The following is an 11827-nucleotide window of genomic DNA, read 5'->3' as shown; positions in this document are numbered from 1 at the left end:
GTTTGCGATCGTTGACGGCTTTACCAATCTGGACGAGTTCCAACACAAGGCGGGAAGCGAAGATGGGACGCTGGCCCTGTTCCTGCGAATCGGCCAGTACTATCTGTTTCAGTCTGCGGGGATTGTGAACACCGCTGGCCCGACGATTCTTGTTATCGCAGCGATGTCGACCTTGGCACTGATGCTGAAGTCCGGGGAAGTTCATCCTGTGCTGGCAGCCGGAGTTCCGACTTACCGAGCCACTCTTTCCCTGGTTCTCGGCCTGCTCTTCATCAACGGGCTGTTGATTTTCAATCAGGAAATCATTCTCCCGAAAATTGCACCCCACCTGCAGGGGCGGCGAGGGGACCTTGCTGATGACTCTCTGAAGGTCGAGCCGCAGCACGACTTCATCACGAAGATCTTTATCAGCGGTTCGGGACTGATTCCGGCGAATCGCGAGATGACGAAGCCGGAATTTCTGTTGCCACATCCCTTGCTGGTGTCGACGTACGTCTCGCTGAGGGCTGATGTAGGACGGTACCTGCCGGCCAATGCCGAAGGTCCAGCAGGCTGGCTTCTGGAGAATGTCACTCCGCGATTTGACGAGTTGCCGCTGACCGAGGCGGGTCGGAGAATCGTGATTCCACAACCTGACAGCAACAACGTGTTCGTGCTCGCAGGTCTCTCCTTCGACCAGTTGAATCGGCAGGCTTCCAATCCCAGTCTGGTGGCGACTTCCAGCTTGATTCAGCGGCTGCAGCAGCCATCTGGAACGATGGTGAGTCGCCGTCGTCTGCTGGTCAAACTTCATGAACGGTTGACGCGTCCAATCCTGACATTGATTGGTCTGTATCTGGTGATTCCTCTGATTGTGCGAAAGGAAAAGATGAGTGTGATGCAGCAGGTGACGAACATTGCCACCTGCATGGCAGTTCTGGGAGTCGTTTTTGGAGCAGTCCTGGGACTCCAGATGCTCGGGGAGTCGGGTCTGTTGCGACCGGAACAGGCAGTCTGGGGGCCATTGGTGGCAGCTGGAGGGATCGCCGGCTGGCTGAGCGGAGTTGTTCGGACCTGACGCCGGGACACGTAGTTTTCATTACGAAATCTGCTGACTTCTTAAGCCAAAATTGTTAAGCGGCGGTGTCTGCACAAAATTCGCCGTCAATTCTTCAGAAAATTCCAATCCGTTGAGTTCGTGCGGAATTGGGCTGGATGTTTTTGCCTGCCGCGAAGCGTATTCTGGACTGAGCAAAATCGAGAATCTCCGGTGTCCCGGCTCACGGGATTCGACCGATCAGCCCAAAGAGAGTTCTGGTATTCGATCCGCAAAGTTTGGCCTGGGCACCTCTTTGACTCTTTCGAACTGGAATTTCAGTGAAGTCAACCTCTACACTTCGGTCAGAGTTTGGGTTATCAGGCGTTCATTCGGCAGCGGCGTCTCAGCTGCGAACGAGACCTGGACCCAGTCGATCCGAGGATTCCATGAAAGTGTTACTGGCCAACCCGCGTGGCTTTTGTGCCGGCGTCAACATGGCCATTGATTGCCTGGAAGAGTGCATCCGCACCTTCGGGCCTGAGATTTACGTCTATCACGAGATCGTCCACAACCGGTACGTGGTGGATCGATTTTCACGTGAAGGGGTGAAGTTCGTCGACAGCATCGACGAGGTTCCCTGCGGATCGATTCTGCTGTACAGCGCGCATGGCGTCTCGCCAGCGATCCGGGCCCAGGCCCGCGCACGGGACTTGCGAGCCATCGACGCGACTTGCCCGCTGGTCACCAAAGTTCATATCGAAGCAATCAAGTTTGCAAAAGCAGGCTACAACATCGTTCTGATCGGCCACGAGGGGCACGATGAAGTGATTGGAACGATGGGCGAAGCTCCCGAGAGTATCACTCTCGTGGAAACCGCCGATGAGGTTGATGCCCTCCCCTTCACGGCAGATGACAAGATTGCGTATCTGACCCAGACGACCTTGAGTGTCGAAGAAGCGGGACTGGTCATCAAGCGTCTGCTGGAACGCTACCCGCACAGCGAAGCCCCTGCCAAAGAAGATATCTGCTACGCGACGACGAATCGGCAGCATGCTGTCCGGGAACTGATCGGCAACGCGGATCTGCTACTGGTGCTGGGGAGTCAGAACAGTTCCAACAGCCGCCGTCTGATGGAAATCGGCCTTTCGGAGAATCGACCTGCTTACCTGATCGATGGCCGTGAAGAACTCCGCGACGAATGGTTCGAAGACGTGTCGACGGTCCTGGTCACGGCTGGGGCGAGCGCTCCGGAAGTGGTTGTCCAGGAGTGTCTGAACTATCTGGAAAGCCGGTTTGGGGCTGTCATAGAAGAGGTGACGACGCGGACCGAGCATGTCACGTTCCCGCTTCCGAAAGAGCTGCGGAATATGCAGGCCCAACGCTGATCGAACCGCTGTGTGTCAACAGCTGAGTTCCGTCCGCACGACTTCGATGCGATTACTCAGCTGCTCAACTCCGTGGATTTCAGCAGCGATCGTCTGAACTGTCTGCTTCAGGTAGAACGAAGGCAGCCGTCCTCGCAGGATCAGTGTGTCACCCTCTTTTGCGACCTGCAGTTTGCGAAAAGCGACATGCGATCGACGAAGCGTTTCCTGAACACGGGATGCCAGAGTTTCAGCAGATTCGCTCTGTTTATCCGTGCGGAGCGGTGTCATCAGCATTGAAGATTCCTGAGGGGGGCGAATCGGGGCGCAATCGAGACAGTGGGACTTGGTGACCGTCAAGCAATTCGAATGCCGAAGAGGTCGCCTGATTGCTCTCGTTTCAAAGCACTCGCAGCGACCAGCCTTGATCAAACAGCAAATCAACCTGCATGGCTACGGCTTTTCCGCAGAATAAGCGGCGGATTTTCAGGATGGCAGAGCCCTGACGCCCGGCAGCGCGCCTTCGAAAATTTCTCGGTGGAGAACTAGGGACCCAATTCGCTGCCAACTGACTGAGCAGAAGGTGGTTACAGAACGCACAGCATGATCGAACTGCGGACATCCTTGCGGATGGAGTCGGATCAGTGCTGGTCCCGCATGCCGAGCATCTTCTTGGCACGTTCGATGGCCTGCGCCTTCTGGGCAAAGCCGGCATCGTCGTGAGGCTGGCTGGCCAAGGCAGTTTCCAGGTCCTGACGTGCCTTCTGGACGTCGATCGCAGCTGCTGGAATGGCCCGGTTCGTCAGCAACGTCACGATCGAGCCTTTGATCTGAGCGAAACCGCCGTCGATAAAGTAGTGCTCGGATCCGGACGCTGTGTCGAACTTCAGTTCACCGATCCCCAGCCGCCCGACAAGTGGAGCACGTCCGGGAAGCACCCCGATCTGGCCGTCAAACAGGGGAAATCGCAACGCACGAACAGGCTGGTCCAGCAGCGTTTTTTCTGGAGTCACCAGGACGAGTCGGAGTTCGGTTGCGGCGATCATGAGTAACGATTCTTAATGACGGTAAGTTCAAACTGCGGGAAAGACATCACCCACATTGACCTGCGATTGTTTGTCGCAAAGGACAAGCGGGACACTCGATCCCAAACCATAGTTTGTCTGCTATCCGCAGGTGTTCGCAGCAGGTTCAGGCTGCGTATCAACCTCAACCTGCTGTGATTCACAGTCCAGTACGTCGGAATTCCCGCAGCTGAACAGATTGCCGATTTGCATCGGTCACTCCGACATGACCTTCATCCCGACGAGTGATGATTCAACGCTAGAGCGGTTTTGTAAATAATCTATTACGTTCCGCAGGCGATAATATGGACTTTCATGCGGTGAAAATCCTGAATCGCCTGCACATGATAGACCAAACTGGTCTAGATTCATCATACCGCCGTGGCTGCCAGCTGAACACAAGAATTGTGTTCAGCAGACAGACTACTCTTTGGCCATCCGCTCAGCCTGTTCTGCGGCTTCCTGGATGCCTCCGACATACATGAATGCTGCTTCGGGCAGGTGGTCCCACTTGCCGTCGCACAGCTCTTCGAACGAAGTGATGGTGTCTTCGAGCTTCGTGAACTTTCCGGACTTGCCGGTGAACACTTCAGCCACGAAGAACGGCTGCGAGAGGAACCGCTCGATTCGGCGGGCTCGCAACACGACCAGTTTGTCTTCTTCCGCCAGTTCTTCCACACCCAGAATCGCGATGATGTCCTGGAGTTCGCGGTATCGCTGCAGAATCTTCTGCACGCGGCGGGCGACGGCGTAGTGACGCTCTCCGACCACATTGGGGTCGAGAATTCGAGACGACGATGCCAGCGGGTCGATCGCGGGGTAAATCCCCTTTTCAGAGATCTTACGCTCGAGGTAAATGAACGCATCCAGATGGCTGAACGCCGTCGCTGGTGCCGGGTCGGTCGGGTCGTCAGCGGGGACGTACACAGCCTGCACGGATGTGATAGCACCCTTCTTGGTGGAGGTAATACGTTCCTGCAACTGTCCAAGTTCGGTTCCCAGAGTCGGCTGGTAACCCACTGCACTGGGCATACGTCCCAGCAACGCGGACACTTCAGAACCGGCCTGAGAGAAACGGAAGATGTTATCCACGAACAGCAGCGTGTCGGCACCGGTGGTATCACGGAACCATTCAGCCATGGTCAGACCGGTGAGGGCCACGCGGAGACGGGCGCCGGGCGGCTCGTTCATCTGACCGAACACCATGCAGGTCTGTTCGATCACGGAACGTCCGGTGTTACCGATCTTGGTCTCACCCATTTCCAGGATGAGGTCGTTTCCTTCACGGGTTCGCTCACCCACCCCTGCGAACACCGAGTAACCGCCGTGCTCACGTGCGATACGGGCGATCAACTCGGTGAGAATCACGGTCTTGCCTAGACCGGCTCCCCCGAACAGTCCTGCTTTTCCTCCGCGGACGAAGGGGGTCAGCAGGTCCACCACTTTGATCCCTGTTTCGAAAACTTCCGTCTTCGAAGAAAGATCCTGCAGCTTGGGAGCGGCACGGTGAATCGGCCATTTTTCTTCGGTGACGACCGGTCCCCGACCGTCAATCGGCTCGCCCAGCACGTTGAACACGCGGGAGAGGGTCTCTTTTCCAACCGGAACCGACAGCGGTCCGCCCGTGTCGACCACATCCATCCCACGGACCATTCCGTCGGTGGTGGAGAGAGCGACGCAGCGAACGCGTCCGCTTCCCAGGTGCTGCTGGACTTCGCCGGTCACCTTGATGCGAACACCCTTGATCTCGGCGTCCACCTGGACGGCGTTGTAAATTGCCGGCAGGCCGTCCTTCGGAAACTCCACGTCAAACGTGGACCCGATGATCTGAGTAACGTGGCCGATGTTGGTTGCTGTGGCTGTGCTCATAATGGTCAAAGTGGAGAGTGGTTAGTGGGTAGTGGGCAGGGGCTTTGACGACTAGGCTTCGAGAGACTTGCGAAGACCTGTGATAATCCTGCCTACTTCTCCAACTCCATTCACCGCTTCCTCTAGGGTTGCCTTGCTGATGTAGCCCAGCTCGTGGGCAATAACAAAATGTGTATCCAATTCCGTCAATGAGCCATTCGCGATATTTAAAAAGCGGACAAACTCATTCTTCGTGCCACGACCTTTACCTTCTGCAACATTCGCAGCTACGGAAACTGCTGCTCGTCTTAATTGCTGCGTCAGGCCAAACTGTTCCGAAGCGGGAAATTCCTGGCTGATTCTGTAAGCCGAAGTCACAAGGACAATTGCCTTCTGCCAAGCGACCAGATCGCGATGACTCCGGATGCTACCTGCCATCTACTACCCACTATCGGCTAATTCCTGCTACTCCAACGCTGCGGCTCCTCCGATGATTTCTGCCAGTTCTGAGGTGATCTGTGTCTGACGGGCCCGGTTGTATTCCATCGAAATGTCCCGGATCATCTCATCCGCATTTTCGGTTGCGGACTTCATCGCGACCATGCGGGCGATCTGCTCACCCACAGCCGCGTCCAGGAAACACTTGAAGAACCGGGCCTTGAAGGCTGCCGGGACGATCTCTTCGAGGATCTCGCTGGAGCTGGGGAGAAACTCGTAATCGACAGGAGCAGCATCCCGTTTGACACCGGTATCGGTGGCCAGGTCTCCGAACGGCAGCAGTGTCTCCACGACGGGAACCTGCCGGGCCGAACTCAGGAACTTCTGGTAGACGATGTCCAGGCGATGGAGTCTGCCGGCAATGAATTCCGCGACAAAACGATCGGCAATCTGGTTGATCTCTTCGAAGCCGGGTTTGTCTTCGAACTGCGTATAGCTGTTCTCGACAGGTCGCTTCTCGAACTTCATGAAGGCCAGACCTCGCTTGCCGGAGACCTCGACTTTGAGGTTCTGACCCTGAGCCTGAACTTCGCGGATCCGGGCCACAGCCTGTCGAAGCACCCCACCGTTGTATCCGCCGCACAGGCCGCGATTGGAAGTGAGAACGAGGAGGGTGACGTTTTCCGTCTTCTCCGGCTGCTTCAGGAGCGGATGATCGAAGTCGAGGTCCGACTGTGCCAGGTCGGCGACAATCTCGTTGATCTTCCGCGTATACGCCGCTGCCTCGGTTGCCCGATCCATCGCCTTCTTGAACCGTGCGGTCGCGATGAGTTCCATCGTGCGCGTGATCTTGCGAATGTTTCGAACCGCCTTGCGACGTTTGACTAATGCGCGGGCTTTGGCCATGACAAGTTGTCAGTCTTCAATGATCAGTGATCAGTTCCCGTTGAGCTGCACACGCGAAAGCGTGCAGCTCAACACGTCGTTCTTGTCATCCTCAGGCAGTGGTCAGCTGCGGCTGTCCTGCCGACTGGAACCGCTGGACGAATTCCGAAAGGGCTGCCTTGAGCTGCTCTTCGAGTTCGTCCGAGAGGGTCTTGGTGTCCAGCAGGGTCTTGCGGACTTCGCTCTTCTCGTCGCGAATGAACTGCAGCAGTTCTTTCTCGGCACGAGCCACCTGATCGCGAGGCACTTTGTCGAAGTACCCTTTGGTTCCGGCGTAAATCGAAATCACCTGTTCCGCCACGTCGAGAGGTTCGTACTGCGGCTGCTTGAGCAGTTCCACCATGCGGTATCCGCGGTCGAGCTGTCGCTGAGTGGCAGCGTCCAGTTCGGTTCCGAGCTGAGCGAACGCTTCCAGTTCGCGGAAGGCTGCCAAGTCCAGTCGCAGGGAACCGGCGATCTTCTTCATGGCCTTGGTCTGTGCGTTACCACCCACGCGGGAGACCGAGATCCCCACGTTAATAGCGGGACGAACCCCTGCGAAGAACAGGTCCGGCTCGAGGTAGATCTGACCGTCGGTGATCGAAATCACGTTGGTCGGAATGTACGCGGACACTTCCCCTTCGAGCGTTTCAATGATCGGCAGTGCGGTCATCGATCCGCCGCCCAGTTCATCGCTCAGCTTAGCGGCTCGCTCCAGCAGGCGGCTGTGGCAGTAGAACACGTCCCCGGGGTACGCTTCGCGGCCGGGCGGACGTCGCATGAGCAACGACAGCTGACGATAGGCCTGGGCCTGCTTCGTCAAGTCATCGTAGACGACCAGCGTGTGCTTGCCCTGATACATGAAGTGTTCGGCAATGGCTGCTCCGGCATAGGGAGCGATGTACTGCATGGGAGCGGGATCTGCGGCCGATGCGGAGACGACGACTGTGTAGTCCATGGCTCCGTGCTCGGTGAGAGCTTCCACCACCGACGCGACGTTGGCTGCACGCTGTCCACAAGCGACGTAGACGCAGATCACGTCGCCGCCCTTCTGGTTCAGGATGGTATCGACAGCAATCGCGGTCTTCCCGGTCTTGCGGTCACCAATGATCAACTCGCGCTGACCGCGACCGACAGGGGTCATGGAGTCGATGGCCTTGACTCCGGTCTGCAGCGGCTGCTTCACCGGCTGACGCTGGGCGACGCCGGGAGCCGGATATTCCACCGGGCGGGTTTCGCTGGTGACGACGGGACCTTTGCCGTCGAGCGGGTTTCCGAGCGGATCGACGACGCGACCGATCAGCGACTGCCCCACGGGAATGGAGAGCAGTGCTCCGGTGGTCTTGACTTCGTCCCCTTCCTGGATGCCCAGATAGTCACCCAGGATGATGATCCCGACGGAGGTTTCTTCAAGGTTGAAGCACAGACCGCGGGTGCCGTTGGCGAACTCGACCATTTCACCAGCCATGGCTGATGACAGTCCGACGGCGCGGGCGATTCCGTCCCCCACCTCGATGACACGACCGACTTCCGCAGTCTGAATCTGCCCCTGGAAGCCTTCAATTTCCTTCTGGATAACTGAAGCGATCTCGTCCGCTTTGAATTTCATGGAGGTACCCTTTGCGGAGTCGCTCACGCAGGCTGCCAAGCCGCGATTTCAGCGATCCGTCATACACGGTGTCACCGACCTGAATCACCAGCCCCCCAATGAGGTTCTCATCCACGCTGGGAATGAGGATGGGTTCGCTGTTCAGGGCGGATTGAAGTCGATTCTTAATACTGCTTAGTTGCTGTTCGCTGAGGGGAACGGCACTCTTGACCGTCACCCGCTGCTGCCCGTTCCGTCGTTCCTGTTCCTGCCAGGCCAGGCTGAGAACCAGAGGGAACAGGTTTAACCGTCCATGCTGTGCCAGAACTTTCAGGAAGTTCGTGAAGAACGGACTGGCCACAGGCTGGATGGTCCGTTCGATTAGGCCGAGCTTCTCTTCTGTGTTGGCCAGTTCTGAAGTCAGCAATCCGGCGAACTCCGGATTGCGATTCAGGACGTCGTCCTGGAACGACGTCAATTCTTCCAGCGGATTAGCTTCACCTGCTGCGAGAGCGGCATCCAGATAGGCGAGTGCGTACACACGTGCCACTGCCTGCGCGCTGGGATCTTCCAGAACGTGGGAGGGTCGTGATGTAGATGCATCTGCCATGCTGAACTCTCTCGATTAGTGAGGGATCGCCTCGATGGGTGGAAGGACTCTGGTTGAAGGTTGAACTGAACAACCCTCTGCCATTTCCTCTCCAACCTTTTCATCTGACTCTGTTGTCTCATGAAGGCACGCATTCCAGCCGTGCCATACGAGAACTGCCTTTTACCGGATCGCCAGTTCTTCGAGAGTACTCCCGATCAGGCGGTCGTGGTCCCCTGCTCCCAGACCAGTCCGGAGCCGGCTTTCGGTGACGTCGGCAACTTTCGTTGCCATCGATTCAAAAATCTCGTTCAGTGACTGATCCTGAACTCGATCGATTTCGTGACGGGCTCGCTCCACGGAGGCTTTCGCTTCCCGCTCTGCCACAGCCAGGATGTCATCCTTGGTCGACTGTGCGTCGCGGCCCGCTTCCGCCATCGTTTCGCGAATCTGCTCGTCCAGGGCTTCAATGCGGCCTTTGGAGCTTCGCAATGCGTTTCGAGCTTCGGTCAGGTCGGCTTCTGCTTGAACAATGGCGTCGGATTCGGCTTTTTCCCGGTCGGACATATTGTTCAAGAGCAGGTCCCACAGTCCCAGGACTTTGATCGCAATCACGAATCCGATGAAGGCGATCAGCGACCAGAAGGGGAGGTCGGCCCAGATGGTGTACGGACCGTGATGGCCGTGTCCATGTGCCACACCGTGAGACTCATCATGATTTGTTTCATGTGAGGCGTCGGCATGGCCGGCGTGGGCAGTTTCCTTCCCGTGATCGGCTGCATGATCATCGGCCTGAATCAGACTGTTTGAAAACAGTCCGAACAGACAGACCAGCAGTGCCGTGGAGACAAATTTCCAGCAGCTGTGAGCCACAAAGCCACTCCGAAGTTGAACGAATCGATCAATCATAGCCGTCGCCCCGCGACGTGTTCCGTAGCCAGTGCCACCTGCTGTTCGACAGTCTGCTCGAGTTCGGCAAGTGCAGAGGCTCGGGCACGGGCGATGGCAGAAATGGCTTCCTGCTTGATTCGCTGGGCATCGGCTTCTGCCTGAGTCACGATCTCGAGTTTTCTGGCTTCAGCATCGGCACGAGCCTGAGCCACGATCGATTTAACTTCGCTGTAGACCTCTGCCAGACGTTTTTCGGCCTGTGCGGTCAGTTCCTGAACCTGAATCCGTGCAGCCCGGGCTTCCGCTTCGGCTTTGACGACCCGTTCTTCACGGGCGTTTAAGCCGGCAATCAGCGGATTCCAGACCACCGGACGCATGACCAGCACGAATGTCGAAAACAGGACCAAGGAGAAGATCAGGAGCGGGAGCTCGATTTTGAGAGGGGGCCTTTGATAGTCAATGGCCTCCTCCACCGAGTGTCCCTTGTTGTCGATCGCACCGACCACTTCCTCGGCAACCCTGACAACCTCTTCCTTCAATTCCTCAGCGGTTGTATGAGCTGAAGTTTCGAATGCCAATGCAGCAGACACATCCACTCCCAGCAGTGCCCACAGGGCACACACCGGAATCAGAACTGTCATTCGGAAATACGTTTGCCAGGTACGCATAGTCAACCGTCACGCAGAAGCTGCTGAAGTCTCATCGACGCGAAATACTACTTCACCACGATGGCGATGATGCAGACGATCAGAGCGAAGAAGGTTGCCCCTTCGATCAGAGCTGCAGCCAGCAGCATGCCGCCGCTGATGTCTTTGGATGCTTCCGGCTGGCGAGCCATGCTCTCGACAGCAGCAGCACCGATCTTGGCAATGCCCAGACCAGCACCCAGGATGATCAGACCAGCACCGAAGGACGGGGACAGGTTAATCAGGACGTTGGGAACAGTGTCCTGTGCAAAGGCTGGGGTCGCCAGGACGAACAGTGCGACAGCCATGGTCCAGCAAACTTGAAAGGCTCGAGACACGCAAATCTCCTCACTTGGTTACTTGTTCTGAAATCGAAAAACCCACTCTGAACTCATCTGCCTGCGGTCACAAACCGCAAATCTCTTAGTGCTCGTGCAGCGACATCGCGATGAAAATCGTTGACAGGAACGCAAACACGTACGCCTGAATGAAGGCGACCAGCAACTCCAGCAATCCCACACCGATCTGGCCGAGAATACTCGCGGGAGCAACAACCCCCCAGATAAAATGGGTGGATGTCGAGGCGATGAATGCCAGGATCACTCCCAGCACCGTGTGCCCCCCCATGATGTTCGCGAAAAGTCGAATCGCCAGCACGCCGTGCTTGATGAACAATCCGACTGCTTCGATCACGAAAATCATCGGGACCAGCAGAATCTTGATGGGCCCCGGAGCATCAACTGCCGGAACCATGTGTGTCCAGAAACCGATCGGTCCATGCTGCTGGGCTCCGTAAAAGAACGTTGCCACAAACGCCACCAGTGCCAGTGCCAGCGTCACGCTGATGCTGCCGGTTGCAGATCCCAGCCAGGGGAGAGCCCCCAGCAGGTTGCAGAACAGAATGTAGAAGAAGCAGGACCAGACGAACGGAGCGTATTTGTCCGCAGGATGGCCGCCGTGAGTTTCTGCGAGTGGGGTATGAGAACCAGCGTGGCCATGGTCGTGGCCGACTTTGATGTCTTCGAAGGCGTGTTCACCGTGATCTTCATGCGGATCGCCGATGACCGGACGGACAATCTGGTCGCGAACGTAGACCGCCAGCATTTCCCAGAAGTTCCAGAACCAGCCGTTGACGACTTTTCCCCCCTGGACACGCTGGACCAGGCCGCGAAAAATCAGAAACGCCAGGAGCGCTGCCACCAGCTGCAGCACCATGAACTTGGTGATATTGAAGCCGGCGATCTTCGGAAGCATGAGCTTCGTATTGAACGGAAGCTCAAACTCCAGGAAGTCGTAAACGTGATGAAATGTGCCGTGTTCAGCCAACATAGAAACACAATTCAGTTCGGCCTGTAAGCCGGCTCACCCGGTGAGCCAGCTGAACAAGTGAAGGAGTCTTCATCGGCAACCCGCCTGT

General features: G+C 56.9%; 13 protein-coding genes (1 of these 13 only partly in view). 2 read left to right on the top strand and 11 right to left on the bottom strand.

Annotated features, from left to right (window positions below):
- Together SH661x_RS20270 and ispH are read left to right on the top strand one after the other, a co-directional pair.
- Positions 1-1057, top strand: the 3' portion of a protein-coding gene (locus SH661x_RS20270; protein WP_437225412.1) for an LptF/LptG family permease. It extends 77 nt beyond the left edge of the window; only the last 1057 of its 1134 coding nucleotides appear in the window; its start codon lies beyond the left edge, outside the window; it ends in the stop codon at positions 1055-1057.
- A 407-nt stretch (positions 1058-1464) separates the two neighbouring features.
- Positions 1465-2403 (top strand): 4-hydroxy-3-methylbut-2-enyl diphosphate reductase, encoded by a 939-nt coding sequence (ispH, locus tag SH661x_RS20265; RefSeq protein ID WP_437225410.1) that lies wholly within the window; start codon positions 1465-1467, stop codon positions 2401-2403.
- A 15-nt stretch (positions 2404-2418) separates the two neighbouring features.
- Here the strand turns inward: ispH and SH661x_RS20260 are convergent, their stop codons facing one another.
- The 11 genes from SH661x_RS20260 to atpB form a co-directional block, all read right to left on the bottom strand.
- Complete coding sequence (locus SH661x_RS20260; protein WP_437225407.1) at positions 2419-2679, bottom strand: BON domain-containing protein; 261 nt, start codon at positions 2677-2679, stop codon at positions 2419-2421.
- Between the two features lie 344 nt (positions 2680-3023).
- Positions 3024-3428, bottom strand: a complete 405-nt coding sequence (locus tag SH661x_RS20255; RefSeq protein ID WP_437225404.1) for a F0F1 ATP synthase subunit epsilon — start codon at positions 3426-3428, stop codon at positions 3024-3026.
- A 441-nt stretch (positions 3429-3869) separates the two neighbouring features.
- Positions 3870-5315, bottom strand: coding sequence for a F0F1 ATP synthase subunit beta (atpD, locus tag SH661x_RS20250; protein ID WP_437225402.1), 1446 nt, complete (start codon positions 5313-5315; stop codon positions 3870-3872).
- Between the two features lie 51 nt (positions 5316-5366).
- Positions 5367-5732, bottom strand: coding sequence for a four helix bundle protein (locus SH661x_RS20245; RefSeq protein WP_437225400.1), 366 nt, complete (start codon positions 5730-5732; stop codon positions 5367-5369).
- A gap of 27 nt (positions 5733-5759) precedes the next feature.
- Positions 5760-6638: an ATP synthase F1 subunit gamma gene (gene atpG, locus SH661x_RS20240; protein ID WP_437225398.1), complete on the bottom strand. Its 879-nt coding sequence runs from the start codon at positions 6636-6638 to the stop codon at positions 5760-5762.
- 91 nt (positions 6639-6729) lie between these two features.
- Positions 6730-8265, bottom strand: a complete 1536-nt coding sequence (gene atpA / locus SH661x_RS20235; RefSeq protein ID WP_437225395.1) for a F0F1 ATP synthase subunit alpha — start codon at positions 8263-8265, stop codon at positions 6730-6732.
- On the bottom strand, positions 8216-8854 hold the full coding sequence (atpH, locus tag SH661x_RS20230) for an ATP synthase F1 subunit delta (RefSeq protein ID WP_437225393.1): 639 nt from the start codon (positions 8852-8854) through the stop codon (positions 8216-8218). The genes atpA and atpH overlap by 50 nt, the downstream gene beginning before the upstream one ends.
- Before the next feature lie 162 nt (positions 8855-9016).
- A complete protein-coding gene (locus SH661x_RS20225; RefSeq protein ID WP_437225390.1) occupies positions 9017-9742 on the bottom strand; it encodes a F0F1 ATP synthase subunit B family protein in 726 nt (241 codons plus the stop codon).
- Complete coding sequence (locus SH661x_RS20220) at positions 9739-10365, bottom strand: ATP synthase F0 subunit B (RefSeq protein WP_437225388.1); 627 nt, start codon at positions 10363-10365, stop codon at positions 9739-9741. The genes SH661x_RS20225 and SH661x_RS20220 overlap by 4 nt, the downstream gene beginning before the upstream one ends.
- 74 nt (positions 10366-10439) lie before the next feature.
- Positions 10440-10748 (bottom strand): ATP synthase F0 subunit C, encoded by a 309-nt coding sequence (locus tag SH661x_RS20215; protein WP_437225386.1) that lies wholly within the window; start codon positions 10746-10748, stop codon positions 10440-10442.
- A gap of 85 nt (positions 10749-10833) precedes the next feature.
- Positions 10834-11739: a F0F1 ATP synthase subunit A gene (gene atpB / locus SH661x_RS20210; protein ID WP_437225384.1), complete on the bottom strand. Its 906-nt coding sequence runs from the start codon at positions 11737-11739 to the stop codon at positions 10834-10836.
- Positions 11740-11827 lie beyond the last annotated feature (88 nt).

The organism is Planctomicrobium stercoris (genome assembly GCF_051465655.1).
Lineage (GTDB): Bacteria > Planctomycetota > Planctomycetia > Planctomycetales > Planctomycetaceae > Planctomicrobium.
Note: the sequence above shows the minus strand (reverse complement) of the source record. Positions and strands in the feature narration are given on the sequence as shown.